The 23,000-nt window shown below is 45.0% G+C and carries 20 protein-coding genes; 9 read left to right on the top strand and 11 right to left on the bottom strand.

Annotated features, from left to right (window positions below; all coding sequences use genetic code 11):
* Nucleotides 1–153 precede the first annotated feature (153 nt).
* The gene (locus ACYVE4_RS18255) at nucleotides 154–1,101 is read left to right on the top strand and encodes a hypothetical protein (RefSeq protein ID WP_461041633.1); all 948 of its coding nucleotides are present in this window, start codon (nucleotides 154–156) and stop codon (nucleotides 1,099–1,101) included.
* Between the two features lie 103 nt (nucleotides 1,102–1,204).
* On the opposite strand, the gene ACYVE4_RS18250 is transcribed toward ACYVE4_RS18255, so the two are convergent.
* The 5 genes from ACYVE4_RS18250 to ACYVE4_RS18230 form a co-directional block, all read right to left on the bottom strand.
* The gene (locus tag ACYVE4_RS18250) at nucleotides 1,205–1,645 is read right to left on the bottom strand and encodes a hypothetical protein (protein ID WP_461041631.1); all 441 of its coding nucleotides are present in this window, start codon (nucleotides 1,643–1,645) and stop codon (nucleotides 1,205–1,207) included.
* Nucleotides 1,645–2,514 carry a transglutaminase domain-containing protein gene (locus tag ACYVE4_RS18245; protein WP_461041630.1) on the bottom strand — a complete coding sequence of 290 codons (870 nt, stop codon included), beginning with the start codon at nucleotides 2,512–2,514 and terminating at the stop codon, nucleotides 1,645–1,647. Before ACYVE4_RS18245 ends, ACYVE4_RS18250 begins: the two co-directional genes overlap by 1 nt.
* A gap of 120 nt (nucleotides 2,515–2,634) precedes the next feature.
* Complete coding sequence (locus ACYVE4_RS18240; RefSeq protein WP_461041629.1) at nucleotides 2,635–4,266, bottom strand: OmpA family protein; 1,632 nt, start codon at nucleotides 4,264–4,266, stop codon at nucleotides 2,635–2,637.
* A 334-nt stretch (nucleotides 4,267–4,600) separates the two neighbouring features.
* On the bottom strand, nucleotides 4,601–6,895 hold the full coding sequence (locus tag ACYVE4_RS18235; RefSeq protein WP_461041628.1) for an ATP-dependent helicase: 2,295 nt from the start codon (nucleotides 6,893–6,895) through the stop codon (nucleotides 4,601–4,603).
* 105 nt (nucleotides 6,896–7,000) lie between these two features.
* Nucleotides 7,001–7,441, bottom strand: a complete 441-nt coding sequence (locus ACYVE4_RS18230; protein WP_461041627.1) for a hypothetical protein — start codon at nucleotides 7,439–7,441, stop codon at nucleotides 7,001–7,003.
* Nucleotides 7,442–7,601: 160 nt separating this feature from the next.
* On the opposite strand from ACYVE4_RS18230, the gene ACYVE4_RS18225 reads away from it, so the two are divergent.
* Genes ACYVE4_RS18225 through ACYVE4_RS18215 form a run of 3 tightly spaced genes read left to right on the top strand, consistent with a single transcriptional unit; the run spans nucleotide 7,602 to nucleotide 9,872 of the window.
* Complete coding sequence (locus ACYVE4_RS18225) at nucleotides 7,602–8,162, top strand: RNA polymerase sigma factor (RefSeq protein WP_461041688.1); 561 nt, start codon at nucleotides 7,602–7,604, stop codon at nucleotides 8,160–8,162.
* Nucleotides 8,163–8,215: 53 nt separating this feature from the next.
* A complete protein-coding gene (locus tag ACYVE4_RS18220) occupies nucleotides 8,216–8,833 on the top strand; it encodes a hypothetical protein (RefSeq protein ID WP_461041626.1) in 618 nt (205 codons plus the stop codon).
* On the top strand, nucleotides 8,814–9,872 hold the full coding sequence (locus ACYVE4_RS18215) for a hypothetical protein (RefSeq protein WP_461041625.1): 1,059 nt from the start codon (nucleotides 8,814–8,816) through the stop codon (nucleotides 9,870–9,872). The genes ACYVE4_RS18220 and ACYVE4_RS18215 overlap by 20 nt, the downstream gene beginning before the upstream one ends.
* Before the next feature lie 155 nt (nucleotides 9,873–10,027).
* Here ACYVE4_RS18215 and ACYVE4_RS18210 read toward each other — a convergent pair whose 3' ends face one another.
* The gene (locus ACYVE4_RS18210; RefSeq protein WP_461041624.1) at nucleotides 10,028–10,528 is read right to left on the bottom strand and encodes a cupin domain-containing protein; all 501 of its coding nucleotides are present in this window, start codon (nucleotides 10,526–10,528) and stop codon (nucleotides 10,028–10,030) included.
* Nucleotides 10,529–10,551: 23 nt separating this feature from the next.
* Entirely contained in the window at nucleotides 10,552–12,690 is a 2,139-nt protein-coding gene (locus tag ACYVE4_RS18205; RefSeq protein ID WP_461041623.1) for a prolyl oligopeptidase family serine peptidase, read from the bottom strand.
* Between the two features lie 206 nt (nucleotides 12,691–12,896).
* Here ACYVE4_RS18205 and ACYVE4_RS18200 point away from each other — a divergent pair, with 206 nt between their 5' ends.
* Entirely contained in the window at nucleotides 12,897–16,115 is a 3,219-nt protein-coding gene (locus ACYVE4_RS18200) for a ligand-binding sensor domain-containing protein (RefSeq protein WP_461041622.1), read from the top strand.
* 170 nt (nucleotides 16,116–16,285) lie between these two features.
* Here ACYVE4_RS18200 and ACYVE4_RS18195 read toward each other — a convergent pair whose 3' ends face one another.
* From ACYVE4_RS18195 to ACYVE4_RS18180, 4 genes are all read right to left on the bottom strand, one after another.
* Nucleotides 16,286–16,828 carry a 3'-5' exonuclease gene (locus ACYVE4_RS18195; RefSeq protein WP_461041621.1) on the bottom strand — a complete coding sequence of 181 codons (543 nt, stop codon included), beginning with the start codon at nucleotides 16,826–16,828 and terminating at the stop codon, nucleotides 16,286–16,288.
* A 75-nt stretch (nucleotides 16,829–16,903) separates the two neighbouring features.
* Nucleotides 16,904–18,406 (bottom strand): S41 family peptidase, encoded by a 1,503-nt coding sequence (locus ACYVE4_RS18190; protein ID WP_461041620.1) that lies wholly within the window; start codon nucleotides 18,404–18,406, stop codon nucleotides 16,904–16,906.
* A 154-nt stretch (nucleotides 18,407–18,560) separates the two neighbouring features.
* A complete protein-coding gene (locus ACYVE4_RS18185) occupies nucleotides 18,561–18,770 on the bottom strand; it encodes a hypothetical protein (RefSeq protein ID WP_461041619.1) in 210 nt (69 codons plus the stop codon).
* 50 nt (nucleotides 18,771–18,820) lie between these two features.
* On the bottom strand, nucleotides 18,821–19,702 hold the full coding sequence (locus tag ACYVE4_RS18180; protein ID WP_461041617.1) for an EamA family transporter: 882 nt from the start codon (nucleotides 19,700–19,702) through the stop codon (nucleotides 18,821–18,823).
* A 156-nt stretch (nucleotides 19,703–19,858) separates the two neighbouring features.
* Here ACYVE4_RS18180 and ACYVE4_RS18175 point away from each other — a divergent pair, with 156 nt between their 5' ends.
* From ACYVE4_RS18175 to ACYVE4_RS18160, 4 genes are all read left to right on the top strand, one after another.
* A complete protein-coding gene (locus ACYVE4_RS18175) occupies nucleotides 19,859–20,404 on the top strand; it encodes a YceD family protein (protein ID WP_461041616.1) in 546 nt (181 codons plus the stop codon).
* 103 nt (nucleotides 20,405–20,507) lie between these two features.
* Nucleotides 20,508–20,702, top strand: a complete 195-nt coding sequence (gene rpmF / locus ACYVE4_RS18170) for a 50S ribosomal protein L32 (protein ID WP_157587039.1) — start codon at nucleotides 20,508–20,510, stop codon at nucleotides 20,700–20,702.
* A 239-nt stretch (nucleotides 20,703–20,941) separates the two neighbouring features.
* Complete coding sequence (gene plsX, locus ACYVE4_RS18165) at nucleotides 20,942–21,883, top strand: phosphate acyltransferase PlsX (protein WP_461041615.1); 942 nt, start codon at nucleotides 20,942–20,944, stop codon at nucleotides 21,881–21,883.
* A 48-nt stretch (nucleotides 21,884–21,931) separates the two neighbouring features.
* On the top strand, nucleotides 21,932–22,915 hold the full coding sequence (locus ACYVE4_RS18160; protein ID WP_461041614.1) for a beta-ketoacyl-ACP synthase III: 984 nt from the start codon (nucleotides 21,932–21,934) through the stop codon (nucleotides 22,913–22,915).
* Nucleotides 22,916–23,000: the final 85 nt, after the last annotated feature.

Here is a 23,000-nt window from a genome sequence, read left to right as displayed (position 1 = left end):
TTTTGATTCACAATAGCACGGCATACACTGGCGTTCCGGTTATGTTGTCTCACGAGTTTTATCCAATCGGATTTCAGATGCAACAACCTCTACACAACCGCGAAAGCGGCTTTTTTAAGTTTGTGCATGTTTAATTTAAACTGAAAATTTACAATGGAAAATAATTCGCCAAAGTCGAAAACAAATGGTGCTCTATTAGCGGCTCTGATCATTATGACAGGCCTGGCGGGCGTTTCAAGCTATCTGTATTTTGATCAGAAAAAAGTTTCTGAGAATCAGGAAGTGACTATATCCGAGCGTGTTGAAGAGCTTTCAACGACCCGTGTAAAACTTGATTCGATTTCGACTGCATTAGATGCTAAAATTGCTGAAGTACAGAAATTAGGTGGTGACGTTTCAGAACTGGAAAAAATGAAAGCCCAGTTGACCGAAGATAAAGCCGCTCTGAAAAGAGGTAACCGAATTTCGATGGCTAAATATGAAGCCAAAATCAAGCAATACGAAGCTTTCCTGGTTGAGAAAGATACGCTTATCGCTAATCTGCAACGTGAAAACGTAACGTTGGCTACCAACGTTAAAACACTGGACGAGGAGAATTCAACGCTGAAAGTGAAAGGTCAGCAGTTCCGTGATTCAATAGGTACTGTTGTAACGCAGGTTCAGTCGCAGAACGAAGAGCTTAATACGAAAGTAACCCGCGCTGCAGCTTTAAAAGCACAGAACGTGAAAGTGTTTGCAGTTAACTCGAAAGGTAAAGTGAAAGAAGACGATGCCTACAAAGCGAAGAAGCTGGACAAAATCAAACTGGTTTATACGCTTCTGGACAACCCTCTGACGAAAGAAGAGCCTAAAGACGTTTATGTTCGGGTTCTTGATCCAAGTGGTGCTGTTGTATCGGATATGGCTAATGGTTCAGGTACATTCAATGTAGATGGTAGCGAAACCATTTATACGACCAAACAAACCGTTACCTACACCAACAACAACCAGAATGTTGAACTGCTATATAGCCGGGGTATTCCTTACAAACCTGGTAAATATACTGTAGAGCTGTACTCTGAAGGCTTCCGTATCGGTTCAGGCGAATTCGCTATCCGGTAAGCAGTTAGAAACCCTCATTAAAAAAGCGCGGTACTCAACGGTATCGCGCTTTTTGTTATAAGAGCATTGAGTCGATATTCTTAACGTTAATTCGTTCTGATACCTATTCTTTTGAGCCAGTGAAGTTCACCGAATTCGGTTGATTAACCTGAGCATTTATTCGGAGAAGTTGCCCCTGTTTTTCCATCCCATTATTAGTAAAAACTCGATCCGTTTGTAACGTTCCAATACTTGAGTCAGCCAGCCGCAGTTGAATACCTTCCGTTTGACGTGTGAGAAGCACGTGCTTAAGTACCTGAGTTTCTCTCGACGGGTATAACTTGGTATAAGCTAATGTAACGCTACTGTCCGACTCCGCTTTTAACTCCGTAAAAGGCATTTGACTGGCCGGGAGAGTCGCACTGGATGGATCAAGGTAGAAGTTTGTACGATAGGTACCGGCTGCTTCTCTGGAAAGCGATAATGCGTCGGGCTGAATATCATCTTCACCATGGCAGGCAGTTAGCATGCCGAGGATCGAGCAGAAAAGCAGTCGTTTATCCATTACGTATTGTTCGTTTGCTGATTAGACCCTACTGAGGCTGAAAGGGTTGGTGCTTCCTCGCCTTTTTTTTCAGATTCATTTGTCTCCGGCTGAGCCAGATCGACCCAGACCTTCATATCATTGAGTTGCATTGGCCCAAACTGCGTCGTGAAAGCTACATCAGCCGCATCACGACCATAAGCAACCGTAATCCGATTGCCGCGCGGTTGCTCCTGCGTAGCGTCGAACGTAAACCAGCGTCCATCTACATACGCTTCGAACCAGGCGTGTAAATCCATCGGATCGAGCTGATATAAATACCCAACGACCATTCGGGCTGGAATATTTAGGGCACGACAAAGAGAAATTCCCAGATGTGTAAAATCGCGGCAAACGCCAATGCGGCTATTAGCTGTGTCAACAGCCGATGTACTTGCATTGCTCGTACCGTATTGATATTTAACATTTTCGTGAATCCATTTGCGAATCGCTTCCGCCTGATCGTAACCCGGTTCTATATTGGTAGTAATCTGAGTAGCTAAATCGCCCAACTGATCGGATTGACAATAGCGACTGGGCAACGTGTAATGAAGCACATCGTCGGGTAGGTCTTCAACAGGCGTATAGGGAGCCCCTGGTGCAACATCGATCAAATCAGCGGTTTGAACGGTAGCCGAAAAATGAATAGAGAACGGACCAGCCGGAGCGACAACCCGCTGGCATAAATTGCCGTACATGTCTGTAAACTCGGTGACATTAACGATCGGCGTAATCTGGTATTCTTCGCGAATTATCCATTGCCCTGCGCCTGAACGAGGGCGTAACATTAAAACTAGAGGTGTTGGCGTTTCTGCTTCAAAGAGAAGTTCGCAGCCCGCATTGAGTTGCATAATTTATTGGTAAATGAGTTTTGAGAGACGTTTTAGAATGATCTGATTGATTAACTCAAACGTTCTCCGATAGTTACTCAACGCTGAGGGTTTTTACCAATAAATTAGATGGTAAATTTGTTATTTTTTCACAATAACAAACTCTACACGCCGGTTCTGTTGACGACCAGCTTCCGTATCATTCGTAGCAATCGGTTTTGATTCACCGAAACCTTTACTGGCCACTCGGTCAGGTTCAATCCCCTTACTAATGAAGTATTCGCGAACGGCATCGGCTCGGTCTTGTGAGAGCTTATTATTTATCTCATTAGAGCCCGTGTTATCCGTATGACCGCGCACCTCAATTGTCATTTTGGGAGACTCATTCAGATTCGTAACCAAACGATCTAACTCCGGGCTGGATTCGGGCCTCAATTCGGCTTTACCCGTATCAAAGAATATATTGTTAAGCGGAATTACACTCCCTTCTTTAATCTGTACTAGTTTTAGCTCTCGTCCTTTCATCTCCTGAAAGGCTTTGGTTTGCGTTAAGTCGATGTTCTCGCCAATTGCAATAAAGTCTTTGGCAACAGCTCGCATCGTATATTTCTGCCCATAGGGTAATACAATTTTGTATTCACCCGTAACCGGATCAGACGTTGCTTCACCTACTTCGGCACCGTCGGGCAAGGTTTGGTAGATAATGCGCGCTTCAATAGGTTTGCCAGTTGCCTGATCAATAACTTGTCCGCTAATGAGCGCGACTGGATCAGGGCGAGTTACATCGGTTTTATTAGCTACATCGTCCCCCCCGCCTACTTTACCTGGCTGATTAGAGGGCTGATCCTCGGTAAGTTTAATACGTACAATATCGCCTTTGCCAATTGTATTTTTAAATGTGGTCAAGTAAGCATAATCACCCGAAGCGGCCAGCGAATAATAAGCATCGTATCCATCCGTATTGACTTTTGGGCCAAGATTAACGGGTTTCGTCCAGTGTTTCCAGGTTTTATCGACGCGCTTGGTTACGTAAATATCGTTGCTTCCTAACCCACCTTCACGATCACTAGAAAAATACAAAGTAGCACCATCAGGAGCCAGAAACGGGGTTGTTTCGGTAAACTTGGTATTTACTTCTGGTCCCAAATCCATTGGTTTCGACCAGGAGCCATCCTTCTGGCGGAAGGTTATATAGAGGTCGTCTTCCTTGCTATTTTTCTTCTCACTGAACGCCATAAGCAACACCTTCCCATCGGCCGACATAAAGCCACAGTCAAACTGACCCTTGCTCATGTTGACGTAATTCGGAATCGCTAACTTTTGCGGTGGTGACCAGCCCGTAGCTGTTTTCTTACTGATAGAAAAACCACGCGTCTCATAGGTGCCGTTGTTATATTGGCCCTTAATAAGCATTGTATTTCCGTCGGGAGTTATGCTATAGGCACAATTGTATTCATCCTTATTGAGCGGAAAGCCCATGCGTCGGGCTGGACCAAATTTGCCGCTGGGCGCATCAACATCCGAGTACCAGATATCCTGACTACCTTTCGCCCCATGTGTATTATTCGGGTGACTGATTCGGGCGAAATATAGTGTTTTCCCATCCGGCGATATAAACGGACTCACCTCATTATATTCCGAATTGACCTGATTACCAAGGTTCTCAACTTTTGTCTCTTTCGACGCCGTTGAGTCTTTGCCATACTGGCCAAAGGCGTGCATGGAACTAATCAGGCTAATCAAGCTGGCGGCAATAATACCGTGGGCATTCATGTGGTTTTAGACAAAGGGAGTGGGATACCTTATAGCAGAACGATAGGAGAGGAGGGTTTTGTATATAACCTTTGTGGCCTCAGAATACCAGTACTGCTAATCTAAATTGCTTATGAGCCTGTTTGAACTTTTGTTTAGGAACAGATTTTGTCATTCTGACGAAGGAAGAATCTTAAACTCTCCTTGTTAGAGTGTCAAGGACTTTTAAGATTCTTCCTTCGTCAGAATGACAAAAACGCTCATTTTTGATCTATTGTCGAAAGTGTCAACATGTTTTACATCAATCTCTGCATCTTTCAAAATTCCTAAAAGCAATTTATCACGTAGCTAATTTTTACGCTACCACCCGCAGCTTCGCGAAGCTCAGCAACAGTGTTTTCTCGCCTACTACGTCAAACAGAATCGTGGCTTTGCGTTCGGTACCGTTTACATCAACCTGCTTCACAATTCCGAAACCAAACTTCGCGTGCTCAACTCGCTGACCAGAAGCCAGATCGGCAGTGCTGGTCGGAGCAAAGTCAGGTGATGGCGTATGTGTTGCTGCCGTTTGTGGATTCTGCGTCCGGGCTGTTTTTTGTGCTAATGATCGAACAAAAGACATCGAGCCGGTTGACGTGCTCTCACTACGGTCGCGTTCGGGTCGGTCAAAATCCATCCGGCTTGGGGCCGAACGTAGCTTCGACATTTTCAAATACCGCTGATCCATTTCCATCAGAAAGCGACTCGGCTCGCACATTTTCAGTCGTCCGTAATGATAGCGAGTTTCTGCGTATGACATTGATAAACGTCGTTCAGCTCGCGTAATCGCTACGTAAAACAATCGCCTTTCTTCTTCCAGATCATTGCGACTTTCGAGCATCATCTGGCTTGGAAATAGATCTTCTTCCATTCCAACGATGTGTACGTTCTTGAATTCCAGCCCTTTTGCTGCGTGAATCGTCATCAACGTCACTTTGTCATTGTCGCCATCGTCTTCTTTTTCATCGGCGGACGTCAACAGCGAAACCGACTGCAAAAACGCAGCCAGACTTTTTTCGTCATTGTCCGGATTATCGACAAATTCTTTGATGGCGTTTAACAATTCCTGAACGTTTTCGTAGCGAGCGAGCCCTTCAACGGTTTTGTCGTCGTATAACTCCTTCAAAAGCCCAGATGCTTTGGCAATGTGCGAAGCCACTTCAAACGCGTCTTTCTGATCGAGCAACAACTTAAAACTCTTGATCAAATCTGCGAATCCTTCAATCGCAATAGCTGATCGACCCGCAACGTGCTTGCTGATTTCGGCTACAATTTCCCAGATGGAATCCTGTTTCTCGGCAGCAATCACACTAATTTTCGCTACGGTCGTATCGCCAATACCGCGTTTCGGTAAGTTGATAATCCGCTTGAAGGCTTCCTCGTCCTGTTGGTTGACCGTAAAGCGTAGGTAAGCAATCAGGTCTTTAATCTCCTTACGTTGATAGAAGGATAAGCCGCCAATGATCCGGTACTTGATACTCATTTTGCGCAACGCTTCTTCAAACGCCCGCGACTGAGCATTGGTCCGATACAAAATGGCAAAGTCGTTGTTCGTCAGCGACTCGTTCATCTTGGTCTCAAAAATGGCCGAAGCCACTAATCGACCCTCTTCATTATCCGACGAAGCCTTGATGACTTCAATCAGCGGCCCTTCTTCATTATCCGTAAAAACGTGCTTGTCTAACTGGTTTTTATTCCGAGCAATGATCGAGTTAGCGGCTTCGACAATGTTTTTGGTTGAGCGATAATTCTGCTCCAGCTTTACGATTTTAACGTTCTCTTTGCCATAGTCGCGCTGGAAATTCAGAATGTTTTCAATATTGGCCCCCCGGAACGCGTAAATACTCTGCGCATCATCACCAACCACGCAGATATTCTCATGAACAGCCGCCAATTTGCGCGTAATCAGGTATTGCGAAACGTTGGTATCCTGAAACTCATCGACCAGCACATGCTGAAATTTGTGCTGGTACTTATTCAGAATATCCAGATGATCGCGGAAAAGTACGTTGGTGTTGAACAGCAGATCGTCGAAATCCATCGCATTCGCAGCAAAACAACGAACGCTGTATTGCTTATAAATCCGACCAATGTGCGGCATACGAGCCGATTCATCGTCAGCCTGAATGATGGCATTGTTCAGATAATCATCTGGGCCTATGAGTCGGTTTTTCGCACCTGAAATCCGTCCGAAAACGTGATTGACACGATACACTTTGTCATCCAATCCCATTTCCTTGATAATACTGCGCAGAAGCGATTTCGAATCGTCGGTATCGTAAATCGAGAAATTACTGGTGTAGCCAAGTGCTTTGGCTTCGATCCGTAAAATCTTGGCAAATACGGAGTGAAACGTACCCATCCAGATATTACGCGCTTCCGTGCCCACCACTTTTTCGATCCGGTGACGCATCTCGCCAGCGGCTTTGTTCGTAAACGTCAGGGCTAGAATCCGAAACGGATCAACGCCGTTTTCGATCAGGTAAGAAATTCGATACGTCAATACGCGGGTTTTGCCGGAGCCAGCACCAGCTATAATCATGAGCGGTCCATTGCCGTGCATTACGGCCTGCCGCTGGGGGTCATTTAATCCAGAAATATAATCAACCATTCAGCTCGTCTCTATCCTTCTATAACAATCAAAACTACGAAATAATTTGGTAGCGGTTGAGCGAAAAGCGGATTGTATCTCCTTGTGATGTTGTTGAGATAAGAGCTATAGCATGGGTCCCAAATCAACGCCCATTACTTCCGAAAACGACGAATTTGTAGCGACACCGCCATCGCCTTTACGGTAACGTAGCCATTCATGCGTTTTATAGTTGTAGACAAAGCCTTCCAGAATACCGTAGTCGTCATCCTCAATAAGTCGGATAATCTTTTTTAAATCATTGCGTTGCCCGTTGTTCTGACACACCTCAATGACAATCTTTGTTTCTTCCGCTACATTGTCGTAGAGTATAACATCCGGTACAGCATGACCAGGGCCTTCATTTAGGGGTGTTTCAGGAAGTGGTAGAAGTGATATCTGGCGTTTGTGATAACATAGAATTCCTAACTCGACGGTTAATCTGCTAATGATAAATTGATGTTCCAGTGGAGAATTGGTTCCGTCATCATGAGCCAGAAACGGCGAATTATAGGTGTGATTGTACATAGTGAATCAGCTTTGTTGCTTGGGCTAAATTACAGAAAAACAGCCACTACAGCGCAGGAAAGCAGAAACGACGACTTTTTCTGAATTATTGTGCAACATTCTGATTTTTACTGCATCTTTCTGTCGATAATAACTTAAACGCCATTTGTTGCAGATCTTGTTGGAATCGAAGCCATACCCTGATCGTCATACGGACTTGGTCAAACGCTGCCAACAGGGAGAGCGACGGGCTCAGTATGAGCTTTATCAGCACTACGTGAAGGCAATGTATAACGTCTGCCTACGGATTCTAAACCATGAAGCCGAAGCGGAAGACGTATTACAGGAAGCGTTTATGGATGCGTTCAGCCATATTGGTTCGTTTAGAGGACAAAGTACATTCGGGGCCTGGCTAAAACAGATCGTGGTGAATCGGGCGATCAATCATTTGCGTACTAGGCGATTAGAGTTGGTCGATATGGAATCGAATCGGTTTGGCGAAGATGATGGGCCAGATTACGCTGATACAGAACCCTTTGACGAAGAGGGAGTTCAACTGGAGGTGGATCGGGTGAAGCGGGCGATGCAGTTGCTGCCAGAGGGGTATCGGGTCGTGTTGTCGTTGTATTTATTTGAGGGGTACGACCACGAAGAAATCGGGAGTGTGTTGAATATCAGTGAAACGACATCCAGAACACAATATTTACGAGGGAAAAAACGGTTACTTGAACTATTAAACTAAATGCGAATTAACAATGAAATGACAGAGCATCAGTCATTCGTCGCTTGCTAACTATGAAAAAGGATAATCTAGAACGCTTTGTGCGCGACAATCGCGAGGCTTTTGAAGATAAAGAGCCTCCGTTTGATCTGTGGAAAAAGATAGAAGCTGGTTTGGATAAAGCCAGCCTGGATAATCCACAGATTGCCCAGAGCACCATTACGCCGTTTGTTCAGGTCCATACAAATCGATCGGCTTCGGGTGGGCGGCAAATAGGCTGGCCTAACCTGGATTGGCGAGTAGCCGCTTCCATCGCCGTCTTATTACTGGCCGGTTGCTTTCTGTATATGAATAAACAATATGGTGTTACTCAACAACCAGAAATCGTAGCGGCCAGTCCGACCTACGCTAAAGAAGTCGTTCAGTACATGCAGGCCATTGATGACAAACGTGCTGAACTGAAACAGATGACCGAAGGCAACCCTGCGCTGTATCAGGAATTTGCGATTGACCTCGATCGGCTCGAAAATTCGTATCGGTCGCTAAAGGCAGATCTGCCTAAAAATCCAAATCAGGAAGTTTTGATTCAGGCTATGATTCAGAATCTGCAACTTCAAATCAATCTGCTTAATGAGCAGTTACAAGTTATTAAGCGTATTAAACAACAGACCCATGAAACAAGTCCTGTATAGCGTTTTTCTATGCCTTATACCACTCGTTACTTGGGCTAATTATCCAATCGATGGTACGGCAATCGAAAAAAAGAAAACCATCATCAAACTTTTCGACGTAGATAGTAAAGATCATCTGGTCATCGACAATCAATACGGTCAGGTGTCGGTGGATACTTGGGATAAGGCCGAAATTAAGCTGCAAATCACTATTGTCGCCAATTCGGATTCCGATGAACGAGTCCAAAAATACCTGGATGCCGTATCAATCGAGGAAAAACGGTCTGGTAACCAGATTCTCGTTCGGACGAATTTCAGTCAGAATAATACGTCTAACTGGAGTTTAAATAGATGGAAAGATGGGGGCGATCGAAATTATGTCAACATCAATTACACCGTCATGATGCCCAAGCAGAACGCGTTGACCATTCGAAACAAATTTGGTAATACGAGCATCGCGACATTTCAGGCTCCATTAACGGTTTATAGTCGCTATGGTAATTTCACGGCAGAAGATTTGACCAGTCGTCAGAATGATATTGATGTTGCTTATGGAAAAGCGAACATTCGTAATCTTGATGAGGGTAAGTTAGACATCGCTTATGCTAGTCTTGAGCTATTAAAAGCCAATGTACTTGTATTAACCAATAAGGCTGGTAAAATGACGATTGGCGATGTAGGTAAACTAAATGCCGATATTAATTACTCAGGGGCTAAAATTGGAACAGTGCGCGAATCTGGAAAGATTAAACTAGGTTTCTCAGGAGGATTCCGAATCGATCAATTGCCAAAAACAGCCGAAAATATTGAAATTCAGGCCTCTTATTCGTCTGTAGCCTTACCCGTAGACCGAAATAATGATTGTGATTTCGATGTGACGGTTAGTTATGGCAATTTCAATTACCCTTCCAACTCAACCTGGCATTTCACAACAACGCCGGAAGATGCTAATAATCGTCGTGTTCCAAAGCTTACCAAGCAATATGTTGGCAAAGTGGGGAGCGGTTCTGGTACGAAAGTTCGGGTAGTCGCTAAGTTTGGTAATGTGAATTTTCAGTAAGAACCGGGATTTATAGGATTTAACTGACCGACTATGATTTTGTAGATGAACACAACGCTTCTCTGAAGCGAAAACAAAATCAGCTTAATCAGTTAAATCCTATAAATCCCGCGGGGCCGCCCGGCGGTTCAAAATCAGTTTAATCCCTCAATCCGTTAAATCCCGGTCAGCTTCTCGATTACTGATTTATGCTGGGGAAATTCGGTTAGTAGCTGTTCTCGATTCGCCATTTCGAAATCGGCGAAATCGAAGCCTGGTGCAACGGTACAACCCACTAGCGAAAATGCGGTACCTTCAGCGGGTTTCGATCCAAACCAGCAACCAGCAGGAACGACTCCCTGAAATACCTCACCTTGCTCAAGATTTGTACCCAAGCGCATAATTTTTAGCGAACCATCGGGAAAGATCATAAAAACCTCTAAGGGGCCACCCGTATAAAAATGCCAGATTTCGTCGGACTGGATGCGATGGAAAGCTGAAATGTGATGGCTTTCCAGTAGAAAATAAATTGCCGTTCCGAACGACCGCTCCCCACTAAACCGATCCGGTAAAGCTGATTTGGCTATGGCTTCATCAGATCGGTAGGTTTCGACAAAGTAGCCGCCTTCTGGATGAGGAAGCATATTTAGCGTCTGAACGTAATAGGAAGCGGTCATAATCGGCGTTGACGGATCATATTCTATTTACTAGCGATTTCTTTCAAGCTCCGATAACCCATATTCCAGAGAATGAAGGAATAAATATCAGCCGCTGTTTCAATGTTCTTTTTGGTATTGCTGGCTCCATGACCCGAGTTTGTATCGATTCGGATCAATACAGGATTGGTGCCTTTATACGTTTCCTGCAAAGTAGCTGCGTATTTAAATGAGTGCGCAGGCACAACCCGGTCGTCGTGGTCGGCGGTAGTGATTAGCGTTGCCGGATAATTTAGGCCTGGTTTGATATTTTGGATTGGTGAATACGCATAAATGGCCTTGAATTCTTCCGGGTTATCGCTGCTGCCGTAATCCGCAATCCAGTTCCAGCCGATGGTGAATTTGTGAAATCGAAGCATATCCATTACGCCTACTTGCGGAATGGCAACCCGGAATAAATCAGGCCGTTGATTCATAACAGCGCCCACCAATAGCCCACCGTTTGAGCCGCCTTGAATCGCTAGTTTGGCTGTGCTTGTGTATTTCTGCGCAATCAGGTATTCAGCAGCGGCAATGAAATCATCAAATACGTTTTGTTTTTTGAGTTTCATACCCTGTTCATGCCATTTTTCGCCGTATTCGCTGCCACCACGCAAATTGGCCTGTGCATAAACACCTCCCTGCTCCAGAAACGGAATTCGGAACGGACTGAAACTCGGTGGTAAGCTAATGTTGAATCCGCCGTAACCGTACAGAAGTGTTGGATTGGTTCCGTCGAGTTTCAAGCCTTTCTTATACGTCAAAAACATAGGCACCTTCGTACCGTCTTTGCTAGTATAAAAGATTTGCTTCGTTTCGTAAGCATCGGGTTTGAAATCGACTTCTGGAGCTCTGAAAACAGTGCTTTTCTTAGTGGCAATATCGTATCGATAGATGGTCGGTGGAAATGTGAATGAAGTAAAGGTGTAAAACACAAACTTGTCGTCTTTTTCACCACCGAATCCGCCAGCCGATCCTACTGCGGGCAGTTGTACCTGGCTTTCACGCTTACCAGCATAATCGAACACGTCTATTTTCGACGTAACGTCTTTGCTGTATTCTACAAATAATTTACCACCGGCGGCACTTACGCTTCCTTCGGCAATTGGTTCGGGTTGTTCGGGAATCAGTGTCGAAAAAGCTCGTTTCTTAACGTCAAACGCAACGACCTTACTGTTTGGCGCTTTTTCATTGGTCAGAATCAGCAGCCGATCGCCATCGTTATCAATTACGCTGTAGCTGAAATCAGTAATCTCGGAAACAACGGGTGCAAACGTCTTCTCTCCAGATTTCGCATCGGTGAAAAAGAGCGCATTTCCATCTTTCCCTTGTCCCCGATCACTCACTGTTAGCAGCGCAAATCGTTCATCGTCAGTCGTACTGAGTGTATGAAAACGTTGGGAATTTTTCGGATCTTCATACACCAGCTTATCCGCCGATTGTGGAGTATTTAGCTTGTGGAAGAAAACCTGATGGTTCTCATTTTTAGCCGCCAATGCGCTTCCTTCAGGTTTCGGGTAGCGGCTATAATAAAAACCATCGCCCTGCCAGGCAGCTCCCGATACTTTCACCCATTCGATTTTTTCGGGCAAATAGCCCTTCGTCGCCAGATCCATAATCTGGTACTCCTGCCAATCAGAGCCACCTTTTGATAAACCGACTACAGCGTATTTACCATCTTTCGAAAGCGAAAACGCGCCTAATCGGGTAGTCCCATCAGCCGATAATTTGTTTGGATCGAGTACTAATTCAGGTTTGCCATCAAGTCCTTTCTGGCGATAGAGTACGGCCTGATTTTGTAATCCATCATTTTTGGAGAAATAAAACCATTCGCCTTTCCGGCTCGGCGCGGAATATTTTGGGTAATTGTAAACCTGTTCGAGCCGTGTCTGGAATTGCTTGCGATACGGAATTTGCGCCAAGTAATCAAATGTGACTTTATTTTCAGCCTTAACCCATTCAGCGGTTTCGGCAGAGCGGTCGTCTTCGAGCCAGCGATACGGATCGGCAACCTGCGTACCGTGATAAGTATCGACCTGATCGGTTTTGCGCGCTTTGGGATACGTAAGTGGTTGGGTTCCCTGACCCAATACTCCAGATGAACTTAGCATAAGAAACAATTGAATAGCCAGTAAATGCCGCATCGTTTGTCTGATGATTAGTAGAAAGATTCGTAAAGACTACGAATTACGCCCCGAAGCGTGAAAAACCCAATTATTGACGCTTTAGGAGTAATTAACAGTGTATATAATAAAGTTACCATTTCTGAATTATTAGCGCATAAACTTGGATATTTAGTAAATAGATAGCTCATTTACAATAACTTCCATTAATCTGACTACCTATCGTCGTGACAAAACTTCGCCAGTTATATCTGTCCTTATTTTTCTGGAGCATCTGGCTTCAATCAGGATGGGCACAACCAGCGATGACGGGCAATTCCTCTGCTTTTCGAGTCGATCACATTGGCGTCAGCGACGGGTTGACGCAGGGATCGGTATATTATATGCTCAAAGACACCCGTGGATTTTTGTGGTTTGGTACGCAGGATGGGCTTAATCGATACGACGGGCATCACTTTCAGACCTATAGACCGGCTTTAGGGAAAGATGGCTCAGTTCAACCAGGTACTATTCAGGGAATCAATATTTTCGGCATCGTTGAAGATTCCGACGGAAACTTGTGGATCGGCACTGAAGTCGGCCTTAATCGATACGACCGAAAACGCGATCAATTTGACTGCTTCTTTGTGAACGGAGCAAAACCCGGACGTTCACGCCTGAGTAGCCGAACGTTGCCTTTTTATATTAACCAAACCGACCTGCTTTACCTAAGTGATTCGGAAGGTTTGGTGCAGTTTAATTACCGGAAGCTTTCGAAAACCATTCTGGCGCCAGACCTCCACCCGACTCGTGAATATGATCTGCAAAGCTCGACTGTCAGAACGTCGGCTGGCGATATTTGGCTTCAGGATTCAACGGGCGTACTGCGCTACAATCTTGAAAGTCGCACGCTTTCCCGCTACTTCAGTAATCATCCACAAAATCAGTTCGGACCCCCATTAGCTATTTCCTCTTTTTGCATTGATGAGGGTATTGCCTGGCTAGGCACCAACAAAGGTCTGATCCGTTTTGATTATCAAAGCATTACCTATCAACTATACGGCGCTATTGCTAATCGTCCGGTTAGTACAATTAACAGTATTGCGGGCGATCAACGTGGGCGATTATGGCTGGGCACCCAGCACGATGGGGTTCTTTGCTTCGATAAACGGTTAAGGACGTTCAGCAAAGTGGCTGATTTTTTGAAGCGTACGCAGCCACTGAGCGATTTCAAGATCAGCAAAATTTACGTGGATAATCAGGAGATCGTCTGGGCCAATACCGATCCAGATGGCCTTGCGCGCATCATTCCTGAATCGTTTTTATTTAGTGGCTTTGTCAAACCTCAGGCTTCGGATACACTATCCGCCAATAAAAAACTCACCAACTATACAATTCGGGGATTTCTGGAAGAACGATTTGATAGACTATGGGTACTTACCCAAACGGGGATCGACGTTGTAAACCCGCAAACGAACCAAATTACAGAACGCTTCTTTAATGCAACCTCGCCAACAAACGGTTCTCCAAAGACCTCAGCTAAAAGTCTGTATCGCGATCCACAACGCCAAATTTGGGTTGGTGCTCTTGGTGGCGTACTAGCTTTCGATTCGAAAACGCGAACATTTGAATCCATTCCCTTTCCAGTCTCGACTAAGTCGATCAATAGCAATTATGTGCGAAATCTAGTTAGCATTGCGGATTCGTTGCTAATAGCAGGGACAGAGGATGGCCTATACGCTCTGAATACCGTCCGACGGCAATGGGCTAAATTGCCGATTCTGAACAACCAAAATATTTTTAGCCTGCGCTACGATGCATCTACCAGGCAATTATGGGCTGGTACGTATCTAAATGGATATTACTGTTATGGCTTTGCTCCATCAACAACCTCTCAACCGAAAATAGCTGTTACAAACACTTCAACATGGCGCTTTATCCGATCAGGACTAAAAGGCTATATGGTACTGCATATTCGACCAGATGCAAATCGACAGCTCGTCTGGTTTTCCTGCGACCGTGGTTTAGTGGCAATGAACGTACAAACAGGAAAATTTCGATTGTACACAGAGCAACAAGGCTTGGCTAATTCCTTCGTGTACGGCACTATTCCAGACGCTCAGGGTAAAATCTGGATGAGTACGAATCGAGGAATTGCTCGATTAGACCCAAACACACAGAATATTAAAAACTTTACGCCTAATGACGGACTTCAGGGGTACGAATTCAATGGCAATGCGTTCCTACGCACGGCTAATGGTGAGCTTTATTTCGGTGGAGTGAACGGATTTAACCGGTTTCGACCAGATGGCTTTCGGAGTAGTACGTATAACCCCTACGTCCATATTTATTCATTAGCAATTAACGAAGTACCCTATACAGCAGATCCTTACGTAGGCGAAACCGCTCAGATTGAACTAGATCATACGCAAAATACATTGGCGCTGGAATTTGCCGCGCTTGATTTCTTCAGCAATGGACACAATACGTATCAATATCAACTGACGGGTTACGACGATCAATGGGTAATGGCTGGCGAACGGAACTATGTGCGATACGCCAATCTACCACCGGGCGATTATACGTTTCAGGTGAAAGCGGCTAACCAGGATGGGTATTGGAGTCACCGGATTCGAAAACTCGCCATTCATATCGAGCCACCATTCTGGCAAACGATTCCGTTTATTGTAGGCATTGTCTTACTACTAATTTTAATAAGTTGGGCCTGGATTCGTTGGCGCGAGAATATTATCCGTCAGCAGCAGACCGATCGACTTCGGCTGGCTTATGATATTCAGGAACAGGTAAAAAAAGACATAGCCCGCGATTTGCACGACGAAATCGGCACTCGCCTAGCTACAATCAAACTGTACACAACTCAGCTGACGCAGCAAACTGTCGAAACGCCTACCATTTTATCCATTAAATCGACCATTTTTCAACTCATTAACGATACGATCAGCGATGTACGAAATCTGCTTCGGAAATTAAATCCGCAAACGCTGGAACGACATGGCTACATAGCGGCTGTCGATGAATTGTTTTCACGAATCAGTGCCAGTGGCGTCATCAACGCCCAATTTGAAGGAAATGAGGAACTTGAAAATGAGAGTCGCCTGCCGACCGATACCGAAGTGATGCTGTATCGAATTACGCAGGAACTGGTCAGCAATTCGCTCAAACACGCCAATCCCGGCCGAATCGATCTCCGCATTATCCTACAAGCTGATCGGGTGATTTTGACATACCAGGATGATGGTTTAGGGTTTAATTACGATCAAGCGCAAAAAAAATCAACGGGCTTGGGGATTAGCAATATCGAATCGCGAGTTGCACTTCTGGGTGGACGAATTTCCTGGGAAAGTAAACCCGGCCAAGGCGTTCAGACAATTATTGATATTCCCGTTCACCCAATTAATCACCCCTCACTTCTTAAATCGATGGCCAAATTCCCAAATTCTAATTAACGCAAACAATAATATATAGGACAAATAACTAATTATCGACCAATTTGCCATCCTGACCGTAGGGAAGGATCTCAATGTATCCTTACTTCAAGGCTAAGAAATTATAAGATCCTTCCCTACGGTCAGGATGACAAAAAAATAGTCTAATAAACTGCCTACGCCACTCATTATTAAAGAGGAAAATCAAACAGCGGAGAGGGCCGGGGAATTAGTCCACGCGAATCATGCCGGAGCAACATCTCGAACAGAAGCACGGTTGCAGCCGCATCTCCTTGCGCTCTGTGGCGTCCATTAAGGGGAATGCCTAAGGAGTTACAAAGCTTACCTAAACTATACGATGGGTAGCCCGGAATCAGTTTACGGCTTGTCCGAACCGTACAGACTGTCCGTCGGTAGAAGTCATATCCCAGCCAATTCAATTCTTTCTGGACGAAGTTGAAATCGAAGCTAACGTTATGCGCGACAAAAATAGCGTCTTCCGTAATTGACAAGACATCACGGGCCACATCGGCAAACGTGGGCGCATCCTGAACCATTTCCTCTGAAATACCGGTCAGATGCTGAATAAAAGGCGGAATTGGACAACCAGGATTTAATAGCGAGTGAAACGAGTCGACAATCTGCCGACCATCGTGACGGAAGATGGCTATTTCAGTAAGTCGGGTTGGGCCTTTTATACCCCCGGTTGTTTCAACGTCAACGATACAGTACACAAAAAATCAGTTATCACTACCACTGCCAACAGTTATTCGCCAAGAATGAGTTCGCGTTACAAGCGTCGAAATTGATTATTCCTGAAGGACAGATACTTGCAAGGGCTGTGTCTGTCCTTGTTTTCGAGCAACAACTCCCTGGCGAATGAGTCGAAGCGCATAATCTAACATATAATCGCGGTTGCCCATCAGATCGTCGTGGTTACGCGTAACCGTATAATCTGGCTCAATCGTGAATCCATTGGCCCGATCGGCCGTAACAGCATGCGTCATCTTTTTGAGCGGAATCCGAACCTGCAATCTTGAGTTAGGCAACGTTATCGTTTTAAAATGCCCCGCGAAATCACCCCAATAAGCACTTCCGCTCGCTTCGCCAACAAATGTACCTAAACCGGCATCGAGTGTTTTCGCCATAACGGTTGTCGTAGCCGAAAACGAAGCGCCATTAACCAGAAAATACAGATTTCCATCGAAGAAATCTTTCCGACGCGGACGATAGCGTCGCTGCGAGGATCGGCTGGCAAATCCGATAGGATCTGATTTATATTGCAAGCTGAAATTTAAGGCCGAAATTGGATTCCAACGGTTAATCAGTTCGGCGCGGGCTGCCTTTTTCATTTCCTCTTGCTCCATCATTCGGAATGATTTCGGCATCCAATAACGTAACAGCCGAGCCGAATTAAGCACAATCCCCCCGCCATTACCCTGCATATCGACGACCAAATTCTGCACATTCTGGTCTTTGATTTCCTTAAACGCCTTTTTCAACCGTCGATTAAAGACCCATTGGAAGGGGTCTTTCTTCTTGAAACCCATAAAGGTCGATACCCTTAGTACAGCCGTATGTGTCAGTGTATCAACCATTTTCACAGATAGATTTGGACGCCGATCAATATCAACGCCATAGCGCCGTTGAATCGTTGTTCTGAAATCATTCAGTGATAAACAAGCGATTCGGCTTTGGCGAACAGTCGTATCATTGGCCAGTTTATACGTAATACGAACCGAATCGGGCGAGCCAAACCAGGCGGCATAGTAATCGGCAAACTGCACCAGGCTCCAATAGCGACGACCTGTTAGATTATCGCCATCCGAACCTGAATGATCAGCGTTCATTAATTCATGATGCAGATCCGCAATAATACGACCGTTTATAGTCAGTAATTCAGTACCACGCTGAAGGGTTGTGTCAGATGATACGTTGTGGCTGATAAAATAGCTGGAATCAACCAGACGGATATAAAATGGCAGGTAGCGCGTATTCTTTCCGATGTAATTTTTCCGGTGATTCAGATTTGTATGCCCATCTTTTATCGCCGAAACTAACGGACTGACGTGATGATAAAATCCCAAATAATTCATGGGGGCCGTCAACCGATTATACAGCGAATCGTAGAGTTGCTCCATACGCGACTCGGGCGTATAATAACCCATACCCGGATGAAGCAAATCGAGTTTACGCTTCAGGTAATTTAAATCGGCACGGGTCTGCTCGGGAGTGAGCGACTGAGCAGTTGAAAAAACGTAATTCAGGTTGAGCAATAAGCCTGCGAAAAGCAGAATTCGTCCAATCTTCATCTATACACGTTACGGTAGAAACCAATTTTTCACAAACTGGTAATATTCGTTTGTGAAGATACGATTTCGCGCAACTAGAATCAATGAAGAATGTTTAAAACTTCTTAAAAATTTCGTGTTAGCCTATATGTACAGGAGAAATAGTAGGTTTTGTTTAACTATCCTTCCGATGAGGTATAACAGTCCAGTGTTTTACGCCAGGCATATGTTCTGCAGCAATCGCATCAGCGACCTCCTCTAAGTTCTCTTCGTTCGTGGTAAAGAAAAGACTTTTAGCCTGATCATTATCCTGCGTGGCGCGGACCTCGTAATATTCGTTGTGGTGTTCGATAGCGTGTTTTTCGACGAGTTGGTATTTGGCCATGATTAATAAAAAATTTATATGGTACGATAACCCAGTTTAGAAAGAGATGTTTAACCAAGAACGGTAATCAATATGGCTCCAGTCACCATAATACTGGCCCCAATCAATTTTCGGAGAATATGCTGCTCACGAAAAAATTGATAGCCAAACAATACGCTAAGCAAAGCAGAAGTCTGGAATAAAGCCAACGCATAGCCTACAGGCATTCCTGCCAGTGCAACATTGCTGGCAAGTTGTGTGAGCGCTACAACGACACACAGCGCGATAAAAATGGTTTTTTGAGATGCCAGCAATGCCAACTGTGGGCGCCATTTTTTTCGCACACTCAATAAAATCCAGAGTAGTGTACAGACGAAACCTAATAGACACCAATAGAAAAATGCCGTGATTGGCGTGGAAACCAAAATGGCTTTTTTCAGAAATGCGCCGTCAATCGCCGAGAAAACCAACGCGGCCAGCCGGAGCTTTACTGCCGGTCGCTGAAATACATGCAAAGACAACCCCTTCTGCGAGTCTCCATTTCCAAGAACGACATAGCTGCCTACAATAATCAGTAAAACCCCAGCTAAGCCCCACCAACCCGGAATTTCATTCAGCAAAAATACACTGACAATCAGCCCAACTACCGATTTATACGCATTGATCGGTCCTAAAACCGACAGGTCACCAAGATGTAGTGCTTTCACCAGAAACACATTTCCAAACATCGCCAGCACACTGGTAACCATCATATAATACCAAAACTCATCCGACAAACCGAAAAATGTAAGTTTCGGCCAGAAACCCAGACAAGCTACTGCCAGAAAACCATAAGTAGCCGACGTAACAAATAATGGGTCGGCAGCTTGTTGTGTAAGCTGTTTCTGAAATACGTTGGCGAGCGGGTTGGCAACAATCCGAATACAAACCGCAACGGCAGTCAGAGAAATCATGGTTAATAACATAAATAACCTCGCCTAGAACGGTAAGAAATTTGGACAATTTGCCTGATATACTCAATTCGGCAAACCTTTTTTTAGCTTTCACTTTCCTGATTCACAAACATTTCGTACCTTTGCGCTCCTATTTTTTGGGAGGAGGGTAAAGCAGTGAACATACTACGCGCATACGACATTCACATTGTCGGGCTGGAAAATAAACGATATGAGTACGACTTTACGTCGGACGATGCGTTTTTTGCCGCGCTGGATCAGGATTTGATTAGCAAAGGAACGGTGCATACGCATTTGTTGCTCGATAAATCTGAAACCATGATTCGGCTGGATTTTCAGATTACCGGTACTGTTGAGCAAACTTGTGATCGTAGCCTTGATGAATACGATGAGCCAGTCGACACGCGACAGACGATGTTGCTCAAGTTTGGCGATCACAACGAGGAATTGACTGATGAGATCGAACTCATCGAACGAAATACGGCAACCATCAATGTAGCCCGCTACATTTTTGAGTTTATCAGCTTATCGCTCCCCATGAAACGCCTTCACCCGCGTTTCCGGGACGAAGAGGATGCAGACGATACTGATCAGAACGGGAAGCTAATTTACCGATCTGATGCAGAAACGAACGATAATGCAGATCAACAGTCGGACATTGACCCCCGCTGGGCCGCTCTGCGAAAATTGAATGATAATTAAATGAAGTTGTAGAGTGATAGAGTTGTAGGGTTATAAAGTTTTATAGCCACTACGGCAGTTAACTCGACAACGGTATAACCATACAACTGTATAACTTACGACAATGGCACACCCCAAACGACGCCACTCAAGCACCCGGCGCGATAAGCGCAGAACTCACTATAAGGCCACTCCAGTAGCGCTCTCGACCGACGCTCAGACTGGCGAAGTGCATCAGCGCCATCACGCTCACGTTTTTGAAGGCAATTTGTTCTACAAAGGACAAATGATCATCGAGAATTACGCCAAAACGGCCTAAATCGTCGTGTTTTTTAAAGAGTATTTCGCCGACGTCTTTCCGAAGATGAACGCGAAATACTTTTTTATTGCCCGTCACCTGCCTATTTTTACGGGTGTTTTAACGGGCAGTCGACCCGTGTTCAGTACAGCCCGAATTAGTCATTGACTTATTATCAGTCCTTTACAGGAAACAATGACCTTCTGGTAGGTACTTAATTTACAATCCAGATTGCTGGAAAGTATTCAAAAACCGAGTCAATGAAAATTGCAGTGGACGCAATGGGTGGCGATTTTGCTCCCGAAGCAATTGTAGAAGGGGTTATACTGGCTGCTGCGGAATTGCCGGAACATGTGACGATTGTATTGATCGGTAAGCTGGCAGTTATTCAGGAGTTATTGGAAAAGCACAACAGCACTGCGTTGACCAATGTTGAATTGGTTAATGCCGACGATGTTATTGACATGAGTGAGCACCCAACCAAGGCGCTCTCCCAGAAACCCAATTCCAGTATCGGAATTGGGTTTAAGCTTTTGAAAGATAAATTGGTCGATGCGTTTTGTAGTGCTGGCAATACAGGTGCCATGCACGTAGGAGCCCTGTTCAGTATCAAATCGATTGAAGGCATTCTCCGTCCTAGTATCGCCGGATTTGTTCCGCAAATTACTGGCGGACACGCGGTCATGCTCGACATTGGTGCCAACGCTGACTGTAAACCTGAAATGTTAGCCCAATTCGGTCAGATCGGCTCGATTTACGCGCAATACACATTCGGGATTAACCAACCTCGCGTGGCTCTCATGAATATTGGTTCTGAGGAGCAAAAAGGTTCATTAGTTGCTCAGGCTGCCTATCAACTCCTGAAAGAAAATCGCAGAATAAACTTTGTGGGCAACATGGAAGGGGGTGATTTTTTTGCCGGAAAAGCAGATGTGATTGTCACAGATGGTTTTACAGGCAATACGATGTTCAAGTTGGGAGAATCATTCTATGTGATGGCCAAGGAACGGGGCATTAGTGATGAGTTTTTAGACAAAACCAACTACGAATCAGTAGGCGGTAGCCCGATTTTGGGTGTGAATGGAAACGTGATCATTGCCCACGGAATTTCCTCGCCATTAGCGATAAAAAATATGATTGGTCTGGCCATCCGACAGGTTGAGTCCGGCGCCTATACTAAAATTGCGCAAGCACTGAGTTAGTTTTCTGTTCACCGTAAATCGTAAACAGAAAACTATGCAAAACCACTTATGAGTAAAGCTGCCATAACAGGAATCCACGGCTACGTTCCCGACTATGTGCTGACCAATGCTGAATTGGAGCGCATGGTGGATACAAATGATGAATGGATTACAAGCCGTACGGGCATCAAGGAACGGCACATTCTCAAAGGCGAAGGCATGGGCACGTCTCATATGGGGGCGAAGGCAGTTCAAGGATTGCTGGACAAAACCCAGACGAAACCTGAAGAAATCGACCTGCTCATCTGTGCCACCACTACGCCTGATTATGTGTTTCCGGGTACGGCCAATCTGATCTGCGATATGGTTGGTATTCGAAATATTGGCAGTTTCGATATTCAGGCGGCTTGTTCCGGTTTTCTCTACGCAGTAACGATTGGTTCGCAGTTTATCGAAACCGGCAAATACAAGAAAATCATCATTGTTGGTGCCGATAAGATGTCTTCGATCATCGATTATACGGATCGTACTACCTGCGTTCTATTTGGCGATGGCGCTGGTGCCGTGCTGCTTGAGCCAAATGATGAAGGTTTCGGGATTCTGGACTCGATTATTAAATCGGATGGTATCGGACAGAATCATCTGTTTCAGAAAGCGGGCGGCAGTCGATATCCACCCACGCACGAAACCGTTGAGAAACACTGGCATTACGTTTATCAGGACGGGCCTTCTGTGTTTAAATTCGCCGTGAAAAACATGGCCGACGTATCGGCCGAAATCATGGAACGGAATCACCTGACTGGTCCTGATGTGGCCTGGTTGGTCCCCCACCAGGCTAATAAACGCATCATTGACGCAACGGCTCATCGAATGGGTATTGAATCGGATAAAGTGATGGTGAATATCCAACGATATGGAAATACCACCGCAGCAACGATTCCACTCTGCTTATTCGATTACGAATCGCAATTAAAAAAAGGAGATAATCTGGTACTTGCTGCTTTTGGTGGTGGCTTTACCTGGGGAGCCGCTTACGTGAAGTGGGCGTATTAATTTTATATATGATGTAGAATATAGGATATATAGAAAGTTAATTTCTCCTACTTCATACATCATACATCTTATATCATACATTTCA

The organism is Spirosoma harenae (genome assembly GCF_054776975.1).
Note: the sequence above shows the minus strand (reverse complement) of the source record. Positions and strands in the feature narration are given on the sequence as shown.